The following is a 23,271-nucleotide window of genomic DNA, read 5'->3' as shown; positions in this document are numbered from 1 at the left end:
CAGGCTGCCGAGGTTTGCAACCCCACTCCCTCGGAGGTTTTCGGCATGCTCGGGCTGGTCAAGACCGCACTGCTCAAGCCCTACACGTTCATCGTGCTGGCGATATTCATCTGCATCATCGGGCCCCTGGCGGCCCTGCGTACCCCCACCGACGTGTTCCCGGATATCGGCATCCCGGTGGTGGCGGTGGTCTGGCAGTACAACGGCCTGTCGCCGGACGCCATGGCCGGGCGGGTGATCTACACCTACGAGCGCTCCCTGAGCACCACGGTCAACGACATCGAGCACATCGAGTCGCAGTCGCTGCCGGGCATGGGCATCGTCAAGATCTTCTTCCAGCCCGGGGTCGATATCCGCACCGCCAACGCCCAGGTGACCGCGGTGTCACAAACCGTGCTCAAGCAGATGCCGCCGGGCATCACCCCGCCGCTGATCCTCAACTACAGCGCCTCGACGGTGCCGATCCTGCAGATGGCGTTTTCCAGCCCGACCCTGTCGGAGGCGAAGATCCGCGACCTGGTGCAGAACAACATCCGCCTGCCCCTGAGCTCCCTGCCCGGCCTGGCCATGCCCACCCCCATGGGCGGCAAGCAGCGCCAGATCACCCTCGACCTGGACCCGCAAGCCCTGGCCGCCAAGGGCCTGTCGGCCCAGGACGTGGGCAATGCCCTGGCGGCGCAGAACCAGATCATCCCGGTGGGCACCGCCAAGCTGGGCAGCGATGAATACACGGTGCTGCTGAACAACAGCCCGACCGCCATCGAGGAGCTCAACGACCTGCCGATCAAGACCGTGGACGGCGCGCTGATCACCATCGGCCAGGTGGCCCACGTGCGCGACGGCTCGCCGCCGCAGACCAACATCGTGCGGGTCGACGGACGCCGCGCGGTGCTGATGCCGGCCCTGAAGAACGGCAATATCTCCACCCTGTCGATCGTCGACGGCATCCGTCAGATGCTGCCGCGCATCAATGAGACCCTGCCGCCAGCGCTGAAGACCTCACTGCTGGGGGACGCCTCGGTGTTCGTCAAGCAGTCGGTGGGCAGCGTGGCCCAGGAAGGCATCATCGCCGCCCTGCTGACCAGCGCGATGATCCTGCTGTTCCTCGGCAGCTGGCGCTCCACACTGATCATCGCCGCCTCGATTCCCCTGGCGGTGCTCTCGGCCATTGCCCTGCTGGCGCTCAGCGGCCAGACCCTGAATGTGATGACCCTGGGCGGCCTGGCCCTGGCGGTGGGGATCCTGGTGGACGACGCCACCGTGACCATCGAGAACATCAACTGGCACCTGGAGCAGGGCAAGGCGGTGAAGGTGGCGATCCTTGACGGCGCCAAGCAGATCGTCGGCCCGGCCTTCGTCTCGCTGCTGTGCATCTGTATCGTCTTCGTGCCGATGTTCCTGTTGCAGGGCATCGCCGGCTACCTGTTCCGGCCCATGGCCCTGGCGGTGATCTTCGCCATGGCCAGCTCGTTCATCCTCTCGCGGACCCTGGTGCCCACACTGGCCATTTACCTGCTCAAGCCCCATACGCCGGAAGCAGGTCCGGGGCATCACCCGGAAGATGCCTTCATCAACCATCACGAAGGCGAACAGCATGCCAAGCCGCGCAATGCCCTGGTGCGCGGGCTATTGGCCTTTCAACAGGGTTTCGAGGCGCGTTTCTCCAGCGTGCGCGACACCTACCACGGCCTGCTGCACCTGGCCCTGGGCCGGCGCAAGACCTTCATCCTCGGCTTCTTGGCTTGCGTGCTGGCCTCCTTCGCCCTGCTGCCGAGCCTGGGCCAGGACTTCTTCCCCGCCACCGACGCCGGGGCCCTGGCCCTGCACGTGCGGCTGCCCCTGGGCACGCGGATCGAGGAAAGCGCGGCGGCCTTCGACCGCATCGAAGCGCGGATTCGCGAAGTGATCCCGGCCGAGCAACTGGACAGCATCATCGACAACATCGGCATCCCCTTGAGCGGCATCGACATGGCCTACAGCAACAGCGGCACCATCGGCCCCCAGGACGGTGATATCCAGGTCACCCTCAAACCCGGCCACGCCCCCAGCGCCGACTATGTAAAACAGCTGCGTGAAGCCTTGCCGGAAAGCTTCCCCGGCAGCCAGTTCGCCTTCCTGCCGGCAGACATCAGCAGCCAGATCCTCAACTTCGGCGCCCCGGCCCCCCTGGACGTGAAAATCTCCGGGCCCGACGCCGCGGCCAACCGCGCCTTCGCCCTGCAACTGCAACGGCGCCTGCAGCATGTGCCGGGCATCGCCGACCTGCGCATCCAGCAGTCCACCGGCTACCCGTCCTTGCAGGTCAAGGTCGATCGCCTGCGGGCCAATGGCCTGGGCATCACCGAGCGTGACGTGACCAACAGCATGGTGGCGTCCTTGGCCGGCAGTTCCCAGGTGGCGCCGACCTTCTGGCTCAACCCGAAGAACGGCGTGTCCTATTCCATCGTCGCGGCTACCCCGCAGTACCGCCTGGACAGCCTGCCGGCCCTGGAGGCGCTGCCGGTCACCGGCAGCAACGGCCAGTCGCAGATCCTCGGCGGCCTGGCGGACATCTCTCGGGTCGAGAGCCCGGCGGTGGTCAGCCACTACAACATCCAGCCGACCCTGGACCTGTACGCCAACGTGCAGGGCCGCGACCTGGGCGCCGTGGCCCACGACATGCAAAAGGTTCTGGACGACGCTGCGGCCCTGCGGCCCAAGGGCTCCACGGTCAGCCTGCACGGGCAGATCGACGCCCTGCACGAAGCCTTCAGCGGCCTGAGCCTGGGCCTGCTGGGTGCGGTGGTACTGATCTACCTGCTGATCGTGGTCAACTTCCAGTCCTGGGTCGATCCGTTCGTGATCATCACCGCGCTGCCGGCAGCCCTGGCCGGGATCGTGTGGATGCTGTTCTTGAGTGGCACCTCGCTGTCGGTGCCGGCGCTGACCGGGGCCATCCTGTGCATGGGGGTGGCCACCGCCAACTCGATCCTGGTGGTGAGTTTTTGCCGCGAGCGCCTGGCGGAACACGGCGATGCCCTCAAGGCCGCGCTGGAAGCCGGCTACACGCGCTTTCGCCCGGTGTGCATGACCGCCCTGGCGATGATCATCGGCATGCTGCCCCTGGCCCTGTCCGAGGAACAGAACGCCCCACTGGGCCGCGCGGTGATCGGCGGGCTGATCCTCGCCACCGTGGCCACCCTGATCTTTGTCCCCGTGGTCTTCAGCCTGGTCCACGGCCGCCGTCCCCAATCCGCTGTTGCTGGAGAAAACACCCATGTCGCCTGATCACACCCCTTCGCGCAAACGCCTGATGCTGCTGGGCATCGGCGGCCTGAGCCTGGCTGCCCTGCTGGTGGCCAGCGGCCTGGCCGCGCGCACCCGGCATGAACGGGCCGTCGTTGCCTGGACCGAAACCGCTGCCGTGCCGCAGGTGCTGGTGTTCCAGCCGCAGCACAACGTGCTGGGCGACACCCTGCGCCTGCCGGCGCACCTGGAGGCCTGGAGCAAGGCGCCGATCCATGCCCGGGTCAGCGGCTACCTCGAGGACTGGACCCAGGACATAGGCACCCACGTGGCCGCCGGGCAGGTACTGGCCCATATCGACAGCCCCGACCTGGACCAGCAAGTGGCCCAGGCCCGGGCGCGGATGACCCAGCAGCAAGCCAATGCCCGGCTGGCCCAGACCACCGCCGAGCGCTGGCAGAACCTCTTGGCCAGCCACTCGGTATCGCGCCAGGAAGCCGATGAAAAGACCTCCAACGCAGCCGCCGCCAAAGCCAATGCCGAGGCGGCCGCCGCCGACTATGCGCGGCTCTCGGCGCTGGAGGACTACAAGACCATTCGTGCGCCGTTCGCCGGCACCATCACCGCCCGCCACACCGATATCGGCCAGTTGATCAAGGCCGACAACGACAGCGACCCGGAGCTGTTCGACCTGGCGGACACCCACAAACTGCGGCTCTACGTGCCGATTCCGCAGAACTACGCCAGCGTGATCCACCCTGGTCTGCAAGCGCAGCTGACCGTGCCCGAGCACCCTGGCCAGCACTTCAGCGCGCTACTGCTGGGCGACTCCACCGCCATCGACCCACGCTCCGGCACCCTGCTGGCGCAGTTCGTCGCCGCCAACCCGGACGGCGCGCTGATGCCCGGCGACTATGCCGAAGCCACACTGGCCATCCCTGCCGACACCCACGGTGTGAGCATCCCCGCCAGCGCCCTGATCTTCCGCGCCCAGGGCACCCAGGTGGCGGTGATCGACGGTTCCCGCCACGTACACCTGCGCAGCATCCATATTGGCCTGGACCTGGGCGAGCGGCTGGTGATCGACCAGGGCCTGCAAGCAACCGACCAGGTCATCGACAACCCGCCGGACGCCCTGCGCGAAGGTGATCGGGTGCAACTGGCGGACGCGGGAGGCGAACATGCGCCCAAGGCTTAAGCCCCTCGCCGCCCTGCTGTTGCTGGCCCTGCACGGCTGCTCCCTGGCGCCCCACTACCAGGTGCCGCCCATCGACCTGCCGGCGCAGTATCGTGAACAGAACGCCGACGGCCCCTGGCACCCGGCCGCCACGCCCCAGATGATCGCCGAGCAATGGTGGCTGTTGTACCAGGACCCGCGTCTCAACGACCTGCAACAGCGCCTGCTCCAGGCCAACCCGGACCTCGCCGCGGCCCTGGCTCACTATGACGGCGCCCAGGCCTACGCCAGCCAGCTGCAGGCCGGGCTGTTCCCGCAGATCAGCGCCAGCGCCCAGCCGTTGCGCCAGCGTCAGTCGGACAGCCGCCCGCTGCGCGGCAGCACCCAGCCTTCGGTATACAACAGCAACACCGCCGGTTTTGCCCTGGGCTTGGACCTCGACCTCTGGGGGCGGATTCGCAATCAAGCGGCGGCCGGAGACGCCCAGGCCCAAGCCTCCGGTGACGACTTGGCAGCGGCGCGCCTGAGCCTGCAAAAACAATTGGCGAGCCTGTATGTGCAACTCAATGGCCTGGACGCCCAGAGCCGCATCCTCAGCCACTCCCTGGAGGATTACGCCCAGGCCCTGCAACTGACCCGCGACCGCTACCAGGGGCAGATCGCCTCGGAACTGGACCTGACCCGGGCCCAGAGCCAACTGGCCAGCGCCGAAGCCGAACTGGACGAAGTGCGCGCCCAGCGCAACCTCACCGAACACGCCATCGGCGAACTGGTGGGCGAGCCGGCCAGCCAATTCCACCTGGCGCCCTCTGCGCAACTCTTGAGCCTGCCGAGCATTCCCCGGCAACTGCCCAGCACCCTGCTGCAACGAAGGCCGGACATTGCCGCCGCCGAACGCCGGGTCTACGCCGCCAATGCCGGCATCGGCATCGCCCGCGCCGCCTGGTACCCGGATTTCAGCCTGACCGGCATGCTCGGTGGCCAGACCCAGGGCGTGGGCAACCTGCTGGCCGCGGGCAATCGTTATTGGGCCCTGGGGCCGTTGGTGAACCTGCCGATTTTTGACGGCGGCCGGCTGAGCGCCAATGAGCGCCAGGCCCACGCCGAGTTCGAAGAGGCCGCCGCCCATTACCGTGGGCAAGTGCTGCGGGCGGTGCGCGAGGTGGAGGATAACCTGGGGCAACTGCGGGATTTGCACCAGGAAGCGCTGGACCAACAGGCGGCGGTGAATGCTGCCCAGCACACGCAGACCTTGGCCATGAACAGCTATCAGGCAGGTGCCGTCAGCTACCTGGATGTGGTGACGGCGCAGACCGCAGCCTTGCAGGCCCAGCGGGGGTTGCAGGCGGTGCAGACAAGAGAGTTGCAGGCCAGTGTGGGGTTGGTGGTGGCGTTGGGTGGGGGGTGGAACGGGTGAGTTTTTGAGGAGGGTGTACATATCCGTTGCTGCGGGTGTGGCGGATATTGGTTCCGCTCTTACAGCGGCTCACTTTTGAAAAGCGCAAAAGTAAGCAAAACGCTCTGCCCCTCCACTCGGTGCCTCGCCTAGGCTCGGCATGCCCTCACTCCGGCATTGATCCGTGGGCCGCCGCCCCAGGCCATCCATGGCCTGGGGCGGCTAACCCGGCATCCCTGCCGGGTTAGCCACGGCTCAATGCCTGCGTTCGGCCATCGTGGTTAACGGGGCGTTCAGATCAAGATCAAAATCAAGAGCGCGACGGCGGCCTGCCGGCCGGCCTGGAGCTGGAGCTGGAGCGGCGTGTAGCGCCCCCCGTGTAGGAGCTGGCTTGCCAGCGAAAGCGTCCGCCCAGGCGCTGCATGTCTCACGGGCCCTTTCGCCGGCAAGCCGGCTCCTACGAAAAGCGCGTAAAACGCGCTTGGCTTTTGCTTTTGATCTTGATCTTGATCTTCAGGCCCCTTCCCAGCCGGCCGAGCGTAGGCGTTGCGTAGGGGGCAGCTCGGCAGGGATGCCGAGCTAGCCGCCACCCGGCCAGGGATGGCCGGTTGGCGGCGGCCCCCGGAGCAATGCCGAAGTGAGGGAACCCCGAGCCTTAGCGAGGGGCCCATGGAGGGGCAAGCGTTTTTGGTTCCTTTTTAGGCGTTTGTAAAAAGGGACTCGCCGTAAGGGCGAAACCATAAGTGGCCACACCCGCAGCAACGGATATGTCCCCTATCAAAACCCAACCACACCCACCACACCGAACACCCGGTGTTCTACCTCGACACCGAAGCCCCCTTGAGCGACCTGGCCAGCCCCTACAAAAGCCTGCGTACCTGCAAACGATCAGATGTGGCAACTGCTCAGGCCGTTCTTCTCCAGGTAACGCTGGTGCGCTTCATCCGCCAGGTCGAAGCGACCCAGGGGCACGATCACCGTGGCCACGGGTTTGTTGAGGCGTCCGGAGTCTTGCAGGGCGGTCTTGGCCGCCCTCGCCTGTTCGGCTTGCGCGGCGTTGGTGTGGAAAATCGCCGAGCGATATTTCACCCCGCCATGCTCGCCCTGGCGATCCACCGAGGTGGGATCGTGCAAGCCCCAGAAGTGTTCGATCAGGGTCGAATACGCCAGCACCTGCGGGTCGAAATCCACCTGCACCACTTCAATCTGCAAGGCTTCGTCCGCCGCTTCCACGGCGTAGCCGACGCGGCTGTCCACGACCCCAGGCAGCGCCCGAAACGCGGCTTCCGCGCCCCAGAAACACCCGGCGCCGAAGGTCGCCTGTTCGAGGCTGTTCACCGGCGCCCCACTCATTGCGCCACTCCCACTTTCTCGCCGCTGGCACCCAGCCAGCCATCAACGATCTGCGGATGGGCCACGACCCATTCCTTGGCCGCCTGCGCCGCCGGTTGCTGTTCCTTTTCGATCTTGAGAATCAGGTCGTTCAGGGCCTGAGGTTCGATGCTGAAGTTCTCCAGGAACGCGGCAATTCGCGGTGCGCGTTTTTGCAGGGCGGTGGACGCCAGGACATACACCCGGGCATCCGGGTAGGCGCAGGTGATCTTGCTCTTGCTCAGCCAGTCGGCATCCACCGTGGGGCTGATGAATTTCCAGCAGCCGTCTGCCTTGTACAGCGGGTCGCCCTTCTTGTTGTCCTGGGCGTAGCCGTCGAACGCCGGTTCATCCAGGCGGCGCAGGTCGAAGGCGGAGAAGATCCAGTCCGGGGTGTAGGCGTAGAACACCACGCCGCGCTGGGCCTTGTAGGCCGCGGCAAGCTTGGCGTAGGTCACCGAGGCTTCGGTGGACACCGATTCGAATTTGTCGGCAAAGCCGAAATCCTTGGCCTTGATCTCGCCGATGTAGGTCGATTCCCAACCCGCCGGGCCCACCAGCAGTTGCGCCTTGCCGCCGCCCAGGGGTTCGAAGAGTTTCGCCACTTCGGGCTTTTGCAGGTCGTAGACCGACTTCACGCCGTATTTGTCTTGCAGGTAGCCGGGGATGTAGAAGCCCTGAACCCCCAGGTACGGCTGCTTGTTGGGCACCAGCGAGCGGGTGCCGCCGGTGACGTATTTGGCCCAGGCGGCGGACTGGTTGGGCAGCCAGATATCGGTGAGCACGTCCACCGAGCCGTCGCCCTTGGCGGCGGCGGCGAACAGCACCGGCACGTCACCGGCGAGGTAGGAAACCTCGCCGTCGAGGCGGCTCTTGATCACTTCGCCAAGGATGTTCTGGATGGCGATGGCGCCGGTCCAGTTCTGCTCGCCAATGACGATCTTGTCCTTGGCCAGCACCGGCAGGGACAAACCCAACAACAGCGCGGCGGCGCCAAGGGTACGGGTAAACGACTTGTTCAAGGGACACCTCATGATTGATGCAATGTGCGATCCCGCTGGCGCAGGGTCGCTTGAATGATGCGGTCGGGAATCAGCGCGCAGAACACGATCGCGGCGCCGGCCAACATGCCCTCACCGCCCTTGATGTTGCGCAGCGCGGTCATCACGTCGTAGCCCAGGCCACCGGCGCCGATCAGCGCCGCCACCACCACCATCGACAGGCTCATCACCAGGGTCTGGTTGATCCCCAGCAGCAAGGAGCCCGCAGCCAGGGGCAGTTCGACCTTGGTCAGGATCTGCCACGGCGTGGCGCCGTGGGCCAGGGCTGCTTCGACGGCGGTCTTGGGCACTTCCTGAATCCCCAGGGCGGTGAGGCGGATCATCGGCGCCAGGGCGAAGATCACCGTGGCGATCACCGCCGGGGTCTTGCCCACCGAGAAGAACGCCACCGCCGGGATCAGGTACACGAAGGTGGGCAAGGTCTGCATCACGTCCAGGAGCGGAGTGATCAGGCGCCGGGCCAGGGCGCGCTTGGCCAGGAGAATGCCGGCGGGCACGCCGATCAACAGCGAGATCAGCACCGAGGAGCCCACCAGGGCCAGGGTGGCGATGGTCCGTTCCCAGAAACCGAACAGGCCGATGTAGAGCAAGGCCGCGGCACTGGTCAGGGCCAGGGCGGCGCCGGCGCTGCGCCAGGCCAGCAGCACCAGGGCCAGGGCCGGCACCGGCCAGGGCAACCAGCCCAGCAGGCTTTCGATGCTTTCGATCACCGTGCGCACGGCGACTATCACGCCGACGAAGGTGCTTTCGAACGTCACCTGGGACCAGGCAATCAGTTGATCGATGGCCGCGGCGGTGCCCAGCAGCACTTGCCGGTCGGCGGGAAATTGCAGCCAGGGGCCAGAGGCATCGGTGGCCAACACCCGCCACAGCACCAGGGCCTGGGACAGCAGCAACACCAGCCACGGCAGACGCCAGTCCGAACGCCCCAGGCGGCTGGGGCGGCGGGCCAGGGCCAGGCTCAACAGGCGGCTGAGCAGCAAGCCGATGAGCGCCAGGGCGGCCCAGGCGAAACTGGCCGTGGCCAGCCCCTGCCCCAAGGCTGCGGCCGCCCCCAGTTCCAGGGCGAAGCCCAGCCAGTAGAGGCCCCCGCGACCGCTGGCGGCCAGGGCGGCGGGCCCCAGCAACAGGGCCTGGGCAGAGGACAGTCCGGGGCTGACCGGCGCCGGGGTCGTCGCGCTCTTGCGCGGGGCAATCGTCGCCACCGGCGTGGCGCTGCGGGCGCCGTGTTCCTGGAAGAAGTCCGCCACTTCGGCATCCGCCGGCTGCTTCAGCAATTCCTCGGGCGTGCCGACCTGAATCAGCTGGCCGTGGCGCAGCACGGCGATGCGGTCCGCCAGGCGCAGGGCTTCCGCCGGGTCGTGGGTCACCAGCAAGGTGGTGATGCCGCGCTCGCGCACCACCTGCAGAAAGTGGCTTTGCAGGTCGCGGCGGATGGTCGGGTCCAGGGCGCTGAAGGGTTCGTCCATCAGCAGGATGTCCGGCTCGCTGACCAGGGCCCGGGCCAGGCCGACCCGCTGCTGCATGCCGCCGGACAGTTCGTGGGGATAGTGCTCGCCCCAGCCGTCCAGGCCCATGGCGTGCAACTGCACGTCGGCTGCGGCATGGCGCAGGGCCTCGGGTTCGCCGCGCAGTTCCAGGGGCAAGGCGACGTTGTCGCGCACGCTGCGATGAGGCAGCAGGCCGAAGTGCTGGAACACCATGCCGATGCGCCGCGAACGCAGGGTGCGCAGTTCCCTGGCCGAAAGCTGGCTGATGGCCGAACCGTCGATCAGCACCTCGCCGCTGCTGGGCTCGATCAACCGGTTGATATGGCGCAGCAAGGTGGACTTGCCGCTGCCGGAGGTGCCCATCAGGCACAGCACCTCGCCACGGCGCACCTTGAGGCTGACCTGCTCAACCGCAGGCGGAGCGGACTGGCCACGGCGGCGGGCGTAGTGCTTGGTCAGGTGGCGCAATTCCAGCACCACGTCGGCGTTAACCGCGGGCGGGCTGGACGAGGCAGGGACGGCAAAGGCCTCTTGGGGGTGAACGGCAGACACGGGAACTCCTGACGCCGGGCGCGGAATGGCGTAGCCGGCGGTGAACAAGAAAAAGGGGGGCCTGTTCGCCGGCAAGCCGGCTCCTACAAGCGAAAGCGACCTAACGACCCACTACAAGGATTTGGGGCTCCACAACTGCACGGCCCGGGCATCCACTGGCTTGGGCAACAGCTTTTCCTGGTAGAAGGCATCGGCGATTTTCTGCTGCTCGCCCAGGGCGTCGGGCTTGACCGCTTCTACCTTGTAGGTGCGGCGGCTGTTGGCCAGTTCCACCGTCGGCACATCCAGGTTGCCCCACAGAGGGCCCAGCAGTTTTGCCGCCTCGGCCGGGTGCGCCTTGACCCAGGTGCCGGTCTTCTGCAGCTCGGCGAACACTTGCTGCAGCACCTCGGGATGGGCCTTGGCGTAGTCGTTGGAAGCCAGGTAGTAACGGCGATAGCTGGCCAGCCCCTGGCCGTCGTGCAGCACCCGCGCGCCCTGCTGGCGCTGGGCGCTGGCGACAAAGGGTTCCCAGGTGACCCAGGCATCGACCTTGGCGGTTTCCAGCGCCGCGCGGCCATCGGCCGGGGTCAGGTACACCGGCTGGATATCGGCGAAGCTCAAGCCCGCTTCGCGCAAGGCGGCAATCAGCAGGTAGTGGCTGCCGGCGGCCTTGGTCACGGCGATGCGCTTGCCCTTGAGGTCGGCCAGGGACTTGAGCGGCGAATCCTTGGGAATGACGATGGACTGGGCCGCCGGGGAGGGAGTTTCGCTGGCGAAATAGGTCAGCTGGGCCCCGGCGGCCTGGGCGAAGACCGGCACCGTGTCGGCGACATCGGCGCTGATGTCGACATTGCCCACATTCAGCGATTCCGCCAACGGCAGGCCACTGGTGAACTCGTGCCAGGTGATGTTGACGCCCTGCCCCGCCAACTGTTTTTCCAGGGTGCCCTGGGCCTTGAGCAAGGCCAGCAGGGTCGAGGATTTCTGGTAGCCGATGCGCAGGTCGGTATCGGCCTGGGCATTGAGGGCCATGCCCAGCGCCAGGCCGGCCAGGGCGGTGATCGACAAGCTACGACGCAAAGCAAAGGGCAGGCGCATGGGGGCGAACCTTCTGGGAGACAGGAAAGTCGCTAAAAGCTAATCGATCTAACAAATCTAAAATAAATACTTTTTAGGAATTAGCTTAGGTTCGGCTGGCAGCTCTATCTCGGCCCTGCCCCCTACGCCCGTGCCGGGCGTGCGCAGCCTGCGGCAGCGGCTACAAAAACCCAGCTCACCACAGACCCTGTAGCCGCTGCCGAGCCCGCGAGGCTGCGAAAGGTCGGGCCGCGTTCGGTACGCAGGGCCTTGCTTCTTGGCTACCGACCGCACGGTGTCGAACCGCCGAACTTTGTAGCCCGCAGGCAGAAGAAACTGTCCTTTTTCAGGGTCATCGGCGCCACTGCGCAGGGCAGCAAGGCCTGGTTGACCTCGATCGACAGCTGTTCGCCCTGCAACTCGCGCGGGCCCAGGTCGATGATGCACAGGCCTTCGCCGCTACGCCGCGAGAAGCCAACTGCCTGAATGGGCCGGTTGTCCAGCTTCAGCAGCAGAGGGTTTTGCGCAGGCGAAGCACATGCCATCAGGCTGGGGTGACTGGCCCTGATCCATACATGGCCGTCATCGTCCGACGCGGAAAACAACGGGATGAAGAACAGCGATAAAAGTTGATGGGAGGCGTGGGTCTCCACGTTCACATAGAGTGGGCTGCCCCCGCAGGCCAGCTGGAACGCCGTGCCTTTGTCGAAACCGACAACGCTTGCGTCTTGCCAGCCGCCCGGACTGTCGGCCTTCCAGTCGTGGCCCCATTTGTAATCGATACAACCGCCGAGGCTCAGAGCCAGGGCCAGACAGAGCACCATCCTGTGCATATTCGGCATCCCATGGGAAAAGTTCGCCAGTGTACGCCAGGCAAAGCCCACCACGATGCCCCTTGCAGGAACTGGCTTGCCAGCGAAGGCGTCGGCACCGGCGATACACATCTTGCGGGCCTCTTCGCCGGCAAGCCGGCTCCTACGGGAATGGCGGTGTGGGAGGACTTGTGGAAACACCACAAGCCCCCTGTAGGAGCTGGCTTGCCAGCGAAGGCGCCGGCACGGGCGATACATGTCTTGCGGGCCTCTTCGCCGGCAAGCCGGCTCCTACGGGAATGGTGGTGTGGGAGGACTTGTGGAAACACCACAAGCCCCCTGTAGGAGCTGGCTTGCCAGCGAAGGCGTCGGCACCGGCGGTGCACATCTGGCGGGCCTCTTCGCCGGCAAGCCGGCTCCTACGGTTGGCGCTGGGCGATGGCCTGGGAGGCGGCGAGCATGGCGCGCAGCAGCACCGCGCAGCCCGCGGCGAGGTCGTCGGGGTCGGCGTTCTCGATTTCGTTGTGGCTGATGCCACCTTCGCAAGGCACGAAGATCATCCCCGCCGGGCCCAGCTCGGCGACGAAGATCGCGTCATGCCCGGCACCGCTGACGATGTCCATGTGGGACAACCCCAAACCCTGCGCGGCGCCGCGCACCGCATCGACGCACACCGGGTCGAAGTACAGCGGCGGGAAGTCCGCTGTGGGGGTCAGTTCGAAGCTCAGGCCGTGTTCTTCGCAGGTGTTGTCGATCACCTGGCGCACCTCGGCAATCATCGAGTCCAGGCGCGCCGGCTCCAGGTGGCGGAAGTCCAGGGTCATGCGTACCTCGCCCGGAATCACGTTGCGCGAACCCGGGTAGGCTTGCAGGCAGCCGACGGTGCCGCAGGCGTGAGGCTGGTGACCGAGGGCCGCGCGGTTGACCGCCGCGACCACGGCGGCGGCGCCCACCAGGGCATCCTTGCGCAGGTGCATCGGGGTCGGGCCGGCGTGGGCCTCGACGCCACGCAGCTTGAGGTCGAACCACTTCTGGCCGAGGGCGCCGAGCACCACGCCTATGGTCTTGCGCTCATCTTCCAGGATCGGGCCTTGCTCGATGTGCGCCTCGAAATAGGCGCCCACCGGATGCCCGCTGACCGGGCGCGTGCCGGCGTAGCCGATGGCGTTCAGCGCCTCGCCGACGCTGATGCCATCGACGTCGGTCTTGGCCAGGGTGTCTTGCAGGGTGAATTTTTCGGCGAACACCCCGGAGCCCATCATGCACGGCGGAAAGCGCGAGCCTTCTTCGTTGGTCCACACCACCACTTCCAGGGGCGCCTCGGTTTCCAGCTTGAGGTCGTTGAGGGTGCGCAGCACTTCCACCCCGGCCAGCACACCAAAGCAGCCATCGAACTTGCCGCCGGTGGGCTGGGTGTCGATATGGCTGCCGGTCATCACCGGTGGCAGGTGCGGATTGCGCCCGGGGCGGCGGGCGAAGATGTTGCCGATGCCATCCACCGTGACCGTGCAACCGGCCTCCTCGCACCACTTCACGAACAGGTCGCGGGCCTGGCGGTCAAGGTCGGTCAGGGCCAGGCGACAGACCCCGCCCTTGACCGTGGCGCCGAGCCTGGCCAGTTCCATGAGCGACTGCCACAGGCGGTCGCGGTTGATGTGCTGATGGCTGGATTGCAGAACCTCGACGGCAGCGTTCATGGTGATTTCCTCAGGCGTTTCTTCTGGTTTTGTCGGGGGATGCGTGGCGCAACGCCCGGGATAACGGCCTAGCAACAATCGGTAGGAGCCGGCCGGGCGGCGTTGCGCTTGCCGGCGAAGGGGCCCGCAAGAGGTGCATCGCCCGTGCCGACGCCTTCGCTGGCAAGCCAGCTCCTACGGGACGGGGGTGGTGCCCGCGAGCACGCTGGCTGGGTATTCATGTTGGGGTCTTGGCGGTCGCCACCTGGGGGCTGCGCAAGCTGCACAGGCCGTAGTAGATCAACCCGCCCAGGGCCGAGCCGGTGAACCAGCCGTAGCTGTAGAACCAGTTGAAGGCGCTGCTGCCCAGGGACATCAGGGTCAGGGCCACCGGCACGCCGAAGGCGATGAAACCGTGCCAGTTCCACGCCGGGTAGACGTCGTCGCGGTACAGGCCGGCCAGGTCCAGGCGCTGTTTCTTGATGATGAAATAGTCCACCACCATGATCCCGGCAATCGGCCCCAGCAGGCTGGAGTAACCCAGCAGCCAGTTGGAATACACGGTCTCCAGGCTGACGTCGGAAATCAGCAGGCCGAGTTTTTTCAGCAACTCGTGGCCCATCAGCGCCAGCCCCACCAGGCCGGTGAGGATCACCGCGGTGGTGCGGCCGATCAGCTTGGGCGCCAGGTTCTGGAAGTCGTTGGTGGGCGAGACGATGTTGGCCGCGGTGTTGGTGGACAAGGTGGCGATGATGATCAGCGCCATGGCCAGGGCCACCCAGCCCGGGCTCTGGATGTGGCCGATCAGGCTCACCGGGTCGGACACCGTGACCCCCACCAGTTTCACCGAGGCGGCGGTCATCACCACCCCCAGGGCGGCGAACAGGAACATGGTCAGCGGCAGGCCGAAGATCTGTCCGAGGATCTGGTCCTTCTGGCTTTTCGCGTAGCGGCTGAAGTCGGGAATGTTCAGCGACAAGGTGGCCCAGAAACCCACCATCGCCGTGAGCCCGGCCATGAAGTAGCCGGTGACGCTGGCGCCTTCGGGACGCTTGGGCGGGATCGCCAACAGCTCAGTCAGCGACACGCTGGGCAAGGCCCATACCAGCAGGCCGATGCCCACCGCCACCAGCAGCGGCGCGGACAATGTTTCCAGCCACTTGATCGACTCGGCGCCGCGCAGCACCACCCACAGGTTGAGGGTCCAGAAAATCATGAAGCCGATCACCTCGCCGGTGCCGCCCAGGGCCTTCCAGCCCTCGAAGATCGAGCCCAGGAACAGGTGGATCGCCAGCCCGCCGAACATCGTCTGGATGCCGAACCAGCCGCAGGCCACCAGGGCGCGGATCAGGCACGGCACGTTGGAGCCGATGATGCCGAACGAGGAGCGCAGCAGCACCGGGAACGGAATGCCGTACTTGGTGCCGGCAAAGGCGTTGAGGGTCAGGGGCACCAGCACCACGATATTGGCCAGCAGGATCGCCAGCAGCGCCTCGCCGACACTGAGGCCGAAGTAGGCGGTGAGCACCCCGCCCAGGGTGTAGGTGGGCACGCAGATCGACATGCCGATCCACAGTGCGGTGATGTGCCATCTGTTCCAGGTGCGCTCCTGGACCTTGGTCGGTGCTATGTCGTGGTTGTAACGGGGGCTGTCGAGTACGTCGCTGCCGGCGTCCAGCTCGTACAAGCCGGCGCGCTCGGTCACCTGGGATCTGATCTGTTGCATGGCCGCTCCACTGTTGTTCTGATTATTTTGCTCATCAGGCCGGCGCACGAAGGGACAGCGCGCCGGACGATGGCCGGAGAACTTACGACTTCCACCCTCCGGCACATCGACCTGCGGCGGCACTCAATAAAGATGCCAAGTACTTGCGCGGTCGTTGCTGCACGGTTGGCGGAATCCATGTAAACAACTGATGTCATTGGGTTTTATGCAAGCAACTTTCAAGCCCCTGGTTAGTTGCCAATCCACTCAGGCCGGGTGTTTGGCAAGTTGTCCATTCGATCAGGACCCAAAGCAGTGCACGGTTATTTTTCTAGTTATTTCCTGGTCTTCCCAGCGCCTCCTCAAGCAGCTGATTTGACATAGGAAATCTCGACTATTTTTCGATCCTGTCAAGTGCGTCAAAATGGTGAGAGGCTGCACCATTTTGCAGATTTGAACTTTTAATCGTTATATTTCAATAAGTTATATTGAATATAAGCTTATAAAAAATATTCTTGATGTTTCTTTGAAGTGCGACTAGCTTCTAATCCTGTCACCGATGACAGGATTGTTTAAGTTATCAGTGCGTTCAATAAAAAAGTTAGAACCGACAGCAGTCGGTCATGCCTGCGAGGAACTCGGAATGTCTCTGTTGATCCGTGGCGCCACCGTTATTACCCATGATGAAAGTTATAAAGCCGATGTGCTCTGCGCAGACGGTCTAATTCGCGCCATCGGCAACAATCTGGATATTCCCGTCGGTTGCGAAGTGCTCGATGGCAGCGGCCAATACTTGATGCCCGGCGGCATCGACCCCCATACCCACATGCAGCTGCCCTTCATGGGCACCGTGGCCAGCGAAGACTTCTTCAGCGGCACGGCGGCGGGCCTGGCGGGGGGCACCACCTCGATCATCGACTTCGTGATTCCCAACCCCCAGCAGTCGTTGCTGGAGGCCTTCCAGCAGTGGCGCGGCTGGGCGGAAAAATCCGCCAGCGACTACGGCTTCCACGTGGCCATTACCTGGTGGAGCGAGCAGGTGCGCGAGGAAATGGCCGAGCTGGTGCAGCACCACGGCATCAACAGCTTCAAGCACTTCATGGCCTACAAGAACGCCATCATGGCCGCCGACGACACCCTGGTGGCGAGCTTCGAGCGCTGCCTGGAACTGGGGGCGGTACCCACGGTACACGCGGAAAACGGCGAGCTGGTGTATCACCTGCAACGCAAGCTGCTGGCCCAGGGCATTACCGGGCCGGAAGCCCACCCGTTGTCGCGGCCTTCGCAAGTCGAAGGCGAAGCCGCCAGCCGGGCCATTCGCATCGCCGAGACCCTGGGCACGCCGCTGTACCTGGTGCACGTCTCGACCCAGGAAGCCCTGGACGAAATCAGCTATGCCCGGGGCAAGGGCCAGCCGGTCTACGGTGAAGTGCTGGCCGGGCACCTGCTGCTGGACGACAGCGTGTACCGCGACCCGGACTGGCAGACCGCCGCAGGTTACGTCATGAGCCCGCCCTTCCGCCCCCGTGGCCATCAGGAGGCCCTGTGGCGCGGCCTGCAATCGGGCAACCTGCACACCACCGCCACCGACCACTGCTGCTTCTGCGCCGAACAGAAAGCCGCCGGCCGCGATGATTTCAGCAAGATCCCCAACGGCACCGCCGGCATCGAGGACCGCATGGCGGTGCTGTGGGATGAAGGGGTGAATACCGGGCGCCTGTCGATGCAGGAATTCGTCGCCCTGACCTCCACCAACACCGCGAAGATCTTCAACCTCTACCCGCGCAAGGGCGCGATCCGCGTCGGCGCCGACGCCGACCTGGTGCTCTGGGACCCGCAAGGCAGCCGCACCATTTCCGCCAAGACCCACCACCAGCAGGTGGACTTCAACATCTTCGAAGGCAAGACCGTGCGCGGCGTGCCCAGCCACACCATCAGCCAGGGCAAGCTGGTGTGGGCCGACGGCGACCTGCGGGCCGAACGCGGTGCCGGGCGCTACATCGAACGCCCGGCCTACCCGGCGGTGTTCGACCTCTTGAGCAAGCGCGCCGAGCGGCACAAGCCGACGGCGGTTAAACGCTGAGACCGGGGGGGGCGTTGCCCCCCTATCGCGAGCAAGCTCGCTCCTACAGAAACCCATGCCCCCTGTAGGAGCTGGCTTGCCAGCGAAGGCGCCCGCAAATCCCTTGTAAGAGTCAAAGGCCTATTCGCCGGCAAGCCGGCTCCTACGGATATGGGTGATCCCAGCTATAGAAAATGCCCGTCAGAGGCAACCAAGAAACGAACCGTGAGGCCAAAACCGTGATCAAGACCTTGAACCACTTGCCCCACCCGACCCTGGACAACGCCACCCTGGCCGGCCACTTCAGCGACCTGGCGCCGCCGCTCAACGCCCGCCAGGCCCACCTGGAAGCTTCGCGCTGCCTGTATTGCTACGACGCGCCCTGCGTCAACGCCTGCCCCAGCGAGATCGACATTCCTTCGTTCATCCGCAATATCCACACCGACAACGTCCAGGGCGCGGCGCAGAAGATTCTCTCGGCCAACATCCTCGGCGGCAGTTGCGCAAGGGTCTGCCCCACCGAGATCCTCTGCCAGCAGGCCTGCGTGCGCAACAACGCCCAGGAGTGCGCGCCGGTGCTGATCGGCCTGCTGCAACGCTATGCCCTGGACAACGCGCACTTCAGCGAGCACCCATTCCAGCGCGCCGCACCTACCGGCAAGCGCATTGCCGTGGTCGGCGCCGGCCCGGCGGGTTTGTCCTGCGCCCACCGCTGCGCCCTGCACGGCCATGAGGTGGTGATTTTCGAAGCCCGGGACAAGGCTGGCGGCCTCAACGAATACGGGATCGCCAAGTACAAGCTGGTGGATGACTTCGCCCAGCAGGAGCTGGAGTTTCTACTGGGCGTTGGCGGCATCGAGATCCGCCACGGGCACAAACTCGGCGCCAACCTGAGCCTGACCGAGCTGCACCAGCAGTTCGACGCGGTGTTCCTCGGCCTCGGGCTGGCCGCCAGCAAGCAACTGGGGCTGGAGCATGAAGACGCCCCCGGGCTGCTGGCCGCTACCGACTACATTCGCGAATTGCGCCAGGCCGACGACCTCAGCCAACTGCCCCTGGCCGAGCGCTGCATCGTGCTCGGCGCTGGCAATACCGCCATCGACATGGCGGTGCAGATGGCGCGCCTGGGTGCCAGTGACGTCAACCTGGTGTACCGCCGGGGCGTCGAGGACATGGGCGCCACCGAGCATGAACAGGACATCGCCAAAGCCAATCAGGTGCGCCTGCTGACCTGGGCCGCGCCGCAACAGGTGCTGCTGGATGACCAGGGCCGGGTGCGCGGCATGCGCTTCGCCCGTACCCGCATGGTGGAAGGCCGCCTGCAAACCACCGGCGACACCTTCGAACTGGCCGCCGATGCGATCTTCAAGGCCATCGGCCAGAGCTTCGACGCTACAGCCCTGAGCGACCCGCTGGCCCGGGAGCTGCAACGCAGCGGCGAACGTATCCAGGTGGACGAACACCTGCGCACCAGCATTCCCGGAGTCTACGCCGGCGGCGACTGCGTCAGCCTCGGCCAGGACCTCACCGTGCAGGCGGTACAACACGGCAAGCTGGCCGCAGAAGCCATGCATGCCCGACTGATGCTCAACCAGGAGGCTGCATAAATGGCCGATCTGTCGATTGTCTTCGCCGGTATCAAAGCCCCCAATCCGTTCTGGCTGGCCTCAGCGCCACCCACCGACAAGGCCTACAACGTGGTCCGCGCGTTCGAGGCCGGCTGGGGTGGTGTGGTCTGGAAAACCCTGGGTGAGGACCCGGCGGCGGTCAACGTCTCGTCCCGTTATTCGGCGCATTTCGGACCGAACCGCGAAGTGATGGGGATCAACAACATCGAGCTGATCACCGACCGCTCCCTGGAGATCAACCTCAAGGAAATCACCCAGGTGAAGAAGGACTGGCCAGACCGGGCGCTGATCGTCTCGCTGATGGTGCCCTGCGTCGAAGAGTCGTGGAAAGCCATCCTGCCGCTGGTGGAAGCCACCGGTGCCGACGGCATCGAACTGAACTTCGGCTGCCCCCACGGCATGCCGGAACGGGGCATGGGTGCGGCGGTGGGCCAGGTGCCGGAGTATGTCGAGCAGGTGACTCGCTGGTGCAAGACTTATTGCTCGCTGCCGGTGATCGTCAAGCTCACGCCGAACATCACCGACATTCGCATGGCCGCCCGCGCCGCCCATCGTGGCGGGGCCGACGCGGTGTCGCTGATCAACACCATCAACTCCATCACCAGCGTCGACCTGGAGCGCATGGTGGCCCACCCCATGGTGGGTAGCCAGAGCACCCACGGCGGTTATTGCGGCTCGGCGGTCAAGCCGATCGCCCTGAACATGGTCGCGGAAATTGCCCGCGATCCGCAGACCCGCGGCCTGCCGATCTGTGGCATCGGCGGCATCGGCAGCTGGCGCGATGCGGCGGAGTTCGTCGCCCTGGGCTGCGGTGCGGTGCAGGTGTGCACGGCGGCAATGCTGCATGGCTTTCGCATCGTCGAGGAAATGAAGGATGGGCTGTCGCGGTGGATGGACAGCCAGGGCTACCACAGCCTGCAGGACTTCTCCGGGCGCGCGGTGGGCAACACCACCGACTGGAAGTACCTGGACATCAACTACCAGGTGATCGCCAGGATCGACCAGCAGGCCTGCATTGGCTGCGGCCGCTGCCATATCGCCTGCGAAGACACCTCGCATCAGGCGATTGCCAGCCTCCGGCAAGCCGACGGCAGCCATGTATATGAAGTGATCGACGACGAATGCGTGGGTTGCAACCTGTGCCAGATCACCTGTCCGGTGCAGGACTGCATCGAGATGGTGCCCCAGGACACGGGCAAACCGTTCCTCGACTGGCTGCACGATCCGCGCAACCCCTACCGCGAAGCTGTTTGAGAGAGAGGCCTGCTCTTGCCGGCGAAGGTGGTCTTGCGGGCCTCTTCGTTGGCAAGCCAGCTCCTACGGCTGGCAGGAATATCGCGGGAGGTTCTGTAGGAGCCGGCTTGCCGGCGAAGGCGGTCTTGCGGGCCCCTTCGCTGGCAAGCCAGCTCCTACGGGAAGCGGCGATGCAGGTTCAGGGTTCCAGCCCGATACCCCGCAGGATGACGCTGGTGACGGTCTGCACCGCCCGTTCGAATTGCAAATCCGACAGGGGCTGGTGGTCGTTGAGGATCATCACTTGATGATCGAAGTCGGCATAGTGCTGGGTCGAGGCCCAGATCATGTACAGCAGGCTCGACGGCTCCACCGGCAGGATCCGCCCGTCCTCCACCCATTGGCGGATCTTCGCTTCCTTCATCTTCGCCCAGTCGTACAGGCTGGCATCCAGGGTCTCGCCCAGGGTCGGGGCGCCGTGCATGATTTCATTGGCCCAGACCTTGGAGCCATAGGGCCGGCTGCGTGAATGCTGCATCTTGGCGCGGATGTAGCTGCTGAGCACCACCCGCGGGTCATCGAACATCTCGAAGCACAATGCGTCCTGTTTCCACACATCCAGCAGGTCCAGGAGCACAGCGCTGTACAGCTCGTTCTTGGTGCTGAAGTAGTAATGCAGGTTGGAGCGCGGCAGTTGCACTTCTTCGGCAATGTCGGCCATGGCGGTGCCGGCATAGCCTTTTTCAGCGAAGATTTTCTCGGCACCCAGGAGGATCTTTTCCACGTTGCTGCGACGAATCTCGATCTTGTGATTGCCCATGAGGGCTCCTACGAAAACAGTCTGGGGCAAGACTAGCATCCGCCCGCCCGCTGCGGGGAGCTGTCAAGCCTGCGACATCGCCGGCCTGCGTCGGTCTTTCACCACCCGGCCATATTGGGTAGGATCGGCCTCCCGCTCATTTGCAGCAGCCACTGCGGTGCTCCGTCCAGGCGTTAATTCGCGACACGGGCATACAGGTCTCTGCCCGAATGCCGGCCCTGCACCATCGCCGGCCATCTGTCCTGTTACCGATGGAACATGCTCATGAAGATTCGCCCTCGCGTCGCTGCGGACGACGCCCTGCTGACCGCGCTCTGGGAGCGTTCGGTCCGCGCCACCCATGACTTTATCGCTGAAGACGATATCCAGCGCCTGTACCCGCTGGTACGCGACAGCTACCTGCCGGCCCTTGAGGCCTGGGTCTGGGAGAACCCCGACGCCAGCCCCGGCGGTTTTATCGCCACCAGCGACGACACGGTACAAATGCTGTTCATCGAACCGGCCCAACGGGGCCAGGGCATCGGTCGAAAGCTCCTGGATCACGTACGCCGTCCCGGCCTCAAGGTCGACGTCAACGAACAGAACCCCCAGGCCCATGGTTTCTACCGTCGCTACGGCTTCGTCGACTGCGGTCGTTCGGAAACCGACGGTGAAGGCCGGCCGTTTCCGATCATTCACATGCAGTTGCAAGACCAATGAGCCCCATTCTCTTTAAAGGTAAACCTGCCATGTCCCTGAAAAACCTCTTCACCACCACCGCCCTGCTGTCCTCCCTGCTGGCCGCCAGTTCGGTGTTCGCCCACGCCCACCTGAAAAGCTCGACCCCGCCGGCCCAAGGCAGTGTCAGCGCGCCCAGCGAGCTGCGTCTTGTATTCACCGAAGGCGTGGAAGCGGCCTTCACCCAGGTCAAGCTGAGCAAGGACGGCGCCCCGGTGGAGGTCAAAAGCGTCGCCACCGAAGGCGCGGACAAGAAGACCCTGGTGGTCACCCCGGCCGCCACGCCGCTGCGCGCCGGCGAGTACAAGGTGGAATGGCACGCCGTGTCGGTGGATACCCACAAGAGCGAAGGCAGCTACAGCTTCAAGGTGAGCCAGTAATCCATGGCGTCATGGCTGGTGCTGTGCCGCTTCGTGCACTTTGCGGTGGTGCTGACCCTGGTCGGGGCCTGGGTGTTTCGCCCGCTGTTGCTGGGCCGTGATTCCGCGCACAACGGCCATGGCGCCGTGTATCGACAGCTCGATCGACTCAGCCGCTGGTTGACGCTGATCGGCCTGGGCAGCGGCCTGTGCTGGCTGCTGCTGATCACCGCCAGCATGGCCGGCTCCTGGTCGGCGGCGCTGGACCCGGCGACCGTGCAGTTGGTGCTGGGCAAGACCTTCTTCGGCCAGGTCTGGAGCTGGCACCTGTCGCTCAACCTGCTGTTGCTGGGCCTGCTGCTGACCCCGCTGGGCCGGCGCCTGCCACTGCAACTGGGCCTGGGCGCCCTGCTCCTGGCAACCCTGGCTCCGGTGGGCCACGGTGCCATGCTCGATGGGTTGGCGGGGCAGTTGCTGATCCTCAATCAGATCGTGCATTTAAGCTGCGTCGCCATCTGGTTGGGGGGCTTGCTGGTGTTGTTGCTGGTGTTGCGGCAACCCGCTGGGCTGTCTGTCGAGCCCTTGTTAAAGCGCTTCAGCGGCGTGGGTTATGGGCTGGTAACCGGCTTGCTGCTAACCGGCCTGATCAACGTGCGGGTGCTTACCGGGCAATGGTGGCCAACGCCCTTGTTCAGCGGCTTTGCCCTGATCCTGCTGATCAAGGTGCTGCTGGTGGCGGGCATGCTCGCGCTGGCACTGTTCAATCGCCTGCGGATTCGCGGCTGCGACCAGCGCCTTGCCAGCCTGCGCAACAGCGTGCAGCTGGAATGGCTGCTGGGAGTGGCCGCAGTGGCGGCGGTCTCGTTGCTGGGCACCTTGCCGCCGATGCAGGCGGTCTAAACCTCAGCCTGTAGGAGCTGGCTTGCCA

At 65.2% G+C, this 23,271-nt stretch carries 17 protein-coding genes; 9 read left to right on the top strand and 8 right to left on the bottom strand.

Annotated features, from left to right (window positions below):
- Positions 1-45: 45 nt before the first annotated feature.
- From AC07R1_RS02570 to AC07R1_RS02560, 3 genes are read left to right on the top strand one after another with little or no spacing between them, the layout of a single operon-like run.
- Positions 46-3,267: an efflux RND transporter permease subunit gene (locus AC07R1_RS02570; RefSeq protein ID WP_495110070.1), complete on the top strand. Its 3,222-nt coding sequence runs from the start codon at positions 46-48 to the stop codon at positions 3,265-3,267.
- Positions 3,257-4,423, top strand: a complete 1,167-nt coding sequence (locus AC07R1_RS02565) for an efflux RND transporter periplasmic adaptor subunit (protein WP_495110069.1) — start codon at positions 3,257-3,259, stop codon at positions 4,421-4,423. The genes AC07R1_RS02570 and AC07R1_RS02565 overlap by 11 nt, the downstream gene beginning before the upstream one ends.
- A complete protein-coding gene (locus AC07R1_RS02560) occupies positions 4,407-5,819 on the top strand; it encodes an efflux transporter outer membrane subunit (RefSeq protein ID WP_495110068.1) in 1,413 nt (470 codons plus the stop codon). The genes AC07R1_RS02565 and AC07R1_RS02560 overlap by 17 nt, the downstream gene beginning before the upstream one ends.
- An 867-nt stretch (positions 5,820-6,686) precedes the next feature.
- On the opposite strand, the gene msrA is transcribed toward AC07R1_RS02560, so the two are convergent.
- The 7 genes from msrA to AC07R1_RS02525 form a co-directional block, all read right to left on the bottom strand.
- Positions 6,687-7,151 carry a peptide-methionine (S)-S-oxide reductase MsrA gene (msrA, locus tag AC07R1_RS02555; RefSeq protein ID WP_186355466.1) on the bottom strand — a complete coding sequence of 155 codons (465 nt, stop codon included), beginning with the start codon at positions 7,149-7,151 and terminating at the stop codon, positions 6,687-6,689.
- Positions 7,148-8,203, bottom strand: a complete 1,056-nt coding sequence (locus tag AC07R1_RS02550) for an ABC transporter substrate-binding protein (RefSeq protein WP_495110067.1) — start codon at positions 8,201-8,203, stop codon at positions 7,148-7,150. The genes msrA and AC07R1_RS02550 overlap by 4 nt, the downstream gene beginning before the upstream one ends.
- Positions 8,200-10,272, bottom strand: a complete 2,073-nt coding sequence (locus AC07R1_RS02545) for an ATP-binding cassette domain-containing protein (protein WP_495110066.1) — start codon at positions 10,270-10,272, stop codon at positions 8,200-8,202. Before AC07R1_RS02545 ends, AC07R1_RS02550 begins: the two co-directional genes overlap by 4 nt.
- Before the next feature lie 111 nt (positions 10,273-10,383).
- The gene (locus AC07R1_RS02540) at positions 10,384-11,352 is read right to left on the bottom strand and encodes an aliphatic sulfonate ABC transporter substrate-binding protein (protein ID WP_019093858.1); all 969 of its coding nucleotides are present in this window, start codon (positions 11,350-11,352) and stop codon (positions 10,384-10,386) included.
- A gap of 260 nt (positions 11,353-11,612) precedes the next feature.
- Entirely contained in the window at positions 11,613-12,275 is a 663-nt protein-coding gene (locus AC07R1_RS02535; protein WP_495110065.1) for a hypothetical protein, read from the bottom strand.
- Between the two features lie 287 nt (positions 12,276-12,562).
- Positions 12,563-13,840, bottom strand: coding sequence for a Zn-dependent hydrolase (locus AC07R1_RS02530; RefSeq protein WP_495110064.1), 1,278 nt, complete (start codon positions 13,838-13,840; stop codon positions 12,563-12,565).
- A gap of 217 nt (positions 13,841-14,057) precedes the next feature.
- Positions 14,058-15,545 carry an NCS1 family nucleobase:cation symporter-1 gene (locus AC07R1_RS02525; RefSeq protein WP_065363810.1) on the bottom strand — a complete coding sequence of 496 codons (1,488 nt, stop codon included), beginning with the start codon at positions 15,543-15,545 and terminating at the stop codon, positions 14,058-14,060.
- Between the two features lie 622 nt (positions 15,546-16,167).
- Between AC07R1_RS02525 and hydA the strand changes: the two genes are divergently transcribed.
- From hydA to preA, 3 genes are all read left to right on the top strand, one after another.
- Positions 16,168-17,607, top strand: coding sequence for a dihydropyrimidinase (gene hydA / locus AC07R1_RS02520; RefSeq protein ID WP_401154610.1), 1,440 nt, complete (start codon positions 16,168-16,170; stop codon positions 17,605-17,607).
- A gap of 218 nt (positions 17,608-17,825) precedes the next feature.
- Positions 17,826-19,193, top strand: a complete 1,368-nt coding sequence (locus AC07R1_RS02515; RefSeq protein ID WP_495110063.1) for an NAD(P)-dependent oxidoreductase — start codon at positions 17,826-17,828, stop codon at positions 19,191-19,193.
- On the top strand, positions 19,194-20,468 hold the full coding sequence (gene preA / locus AC07R1_RS02510) for an NAD-dependent dihydropyrimidine dehydrogenase subunit PreA (protein ID WP_194237802.1): 1,275 nt from the start codon (positions 19,194-19,196) through the stop codon (positions 20,466-20,468). It begins immediately after the preceding gene.
- 178 nt (positions 20,469-20,646) lie between these two features.
- Here preA and AC07R1_RS02505 read toward each other — a convergent pair whose 3' ends face one another.
- A complete protein-coding gene (locus tag AC07R1_RS02505) occupies positions 20,647-21,267 on the bottom strand; it encodes a TetR/AcrR family transcriptional regulator (protein ID WP_011060841.1) in 621 nt (206 codons plus the stop codon).
- Positions 21,268-21,531: 264 nt separating this feature from the next.
- On the opposite strand from AC07R1_RS02505, the gene AC07R1_RS02500 reads away from it, so the two are divergent.
- From AC07R1_RS02500 to copD, 3 genes are read left to right on the top strand one after another with little or no spacing between them, the layout of a single operon-like run.
- Positions 21,532-21,966: a GNAT family N-acetyltransferase gene (locus AC07R1_RS02500; RefSeq protein WP_011060840.1), complete on the top strand. Its 435-nt coding sequence runs from the start codon at positions 21,532-21,534 to the stop codon at positions 21,964-21,966.
- A gap of 29 nt (positions 21,967-21,995) precedes the next feature.
- On the top strand, positions 21,996-22,364 hold the full coding sequence (copC, locus tag AC07R1_RS02495) for a copper homeostasis periplasmic binding protein CopC (RefSeq protein WP_220224217.1): 369 nt from the start codon (positions 21,996-21,998) through the stop codon (positions 22,362-22,364).
- Between the two features lie 3 nt (positions 22,365-22,367).
- On the top strand, positions 22,368-23,243 hold the full coding sequence (gene copD, locus AC07R1_RS02490) for a copper homeostasis membrane protein CopD (protein WP_401402111.1): 876 nt from the start codon (positions 22,368-22,370) through the stop codon (positions 23,241-23,243).
- Positions 23,244-23,271 lie beyond the last annotated feature (28 nt).

The organism is Pseudomonas sp. GW821-FHT07F01 (assembly GCF_059418825.1).
This window is presented reverse-complemented; position numbering and strand designations above follow the sequence as displayed.

What these genes read in the sequence shown, in the direction of transcription:
- AC07R1_RS02570 (WP_495110070.1), top strand. Translation starts at nt 46, where the DNA reads ATGCTCGGGCTGGTCAAGACCGCACTGCTCAAGCCCTACACGTTCATC.
- AC07R1_RS02565 (WP_495110069.1), top strand. Translation starts at nt 3,257, where the DNA reads ATGTCGCCTGATCACACCCCTTCGCGCAAACGCCTGATGCTGCTGGGC.
- AC07R1_RS02560 (WP_495110068.1), top strand. Translation starts at nt 4,407, where the DNA reads ATGCGCCCAAGGCTTAAGCCCCTCGCCGCCCTGCTGTTGCTGGCCCTG.
- msrA (WP_186355466.1), bottom strand. Translation starts at nt 7,151, where the DNA reads ATGAGTGGGGCGCCGGTGAACAGCCTCGAACAGGCGACCTTCGGCGCC.
- AC07R1_RS02550 (WP_495110067.1), bottom strand. Translation starts at nt 8,203, where the DNA reads ATGAGGTGTCCCTTGAACAAGTCGTTTACCCGTACCCTTGGCGCCGCC.
- AC07R1_RS02540 (WP_019093858.1), bottom strand. Translation starts at nt 11,352, where the DNA reads ATGCGCCTGCCCTTTGCTTTGCGTCGTAGCTTGTCGATCACCGCCCTG.
- AC07R1_RS02535 (WP_495110065.1), bottom strand. Translation starts at nt 12,275, where the DNA reads ATGTGTATCGCCGGTGCCGACGCCTTCGCTGGCAAGCCAGTTCCTGCA.
- AC07R1_RS02530 (WP_495110064.1), bottom strand. Translation starts at nt 13,840, where the DNA reads ATGAACGCTGCCGTCGAGGTTCTGCAATCCAGCCATCAGCACATCAAC.
- AC07R1_RS02525 (WP_065363810.1), bottom strand. Translation starts at nt 15,545, where the DNA reads ATGCAACAGATCAGATCCCAGGTGACCGAGCGCGCCGGCTTGTACGAG.
- hydA (WP_401154610.1), top strand. Translation starts at nt 16,168, where the DNA reads ATGTCTCTGTTGATCCGTGGCGCCACCGTTATTACCCATGATGAAAGT.
- preA (WP_194237802.1), top strand. Translation starts at nt 19,194, where the DNA reads ATGGCCGATCTGTCGATTGTCTTCGCCGGTATCAAAGCCCCCAATCCG.
- AC07R1_RS02505 (WP_011060841.1), bottom strand. Translation starts at nt 21,267, where the DNA reads ATGGGCAATCACAAGATCGAGATTCGTCGCAGCAACGTGGAAAAGATC.
- AC07R1_RS02500 (WP_011060840.1), top strand. Translation starts at nt 21,532, where the DNA reads ATGAAGATTCGCCCTCGCGTCGCTGCGGACGACGCCCTGCTGACCGCG.
- copC (WP_220224217.1), top strand. Translation starts at nt 21,996, where the DNA reads ATGTCCCTGAAAAACCTCTTCACCACCACCGCCCTGCTGTCCTCCCTG.
- copD (WP_401402111.1), top strand. Translation starts at nt 22,368, where the DNA reads ATGGCGTCATGGCTGGTGCTGTGCCGCTTCGTGCACTTTGCGGTGGTG.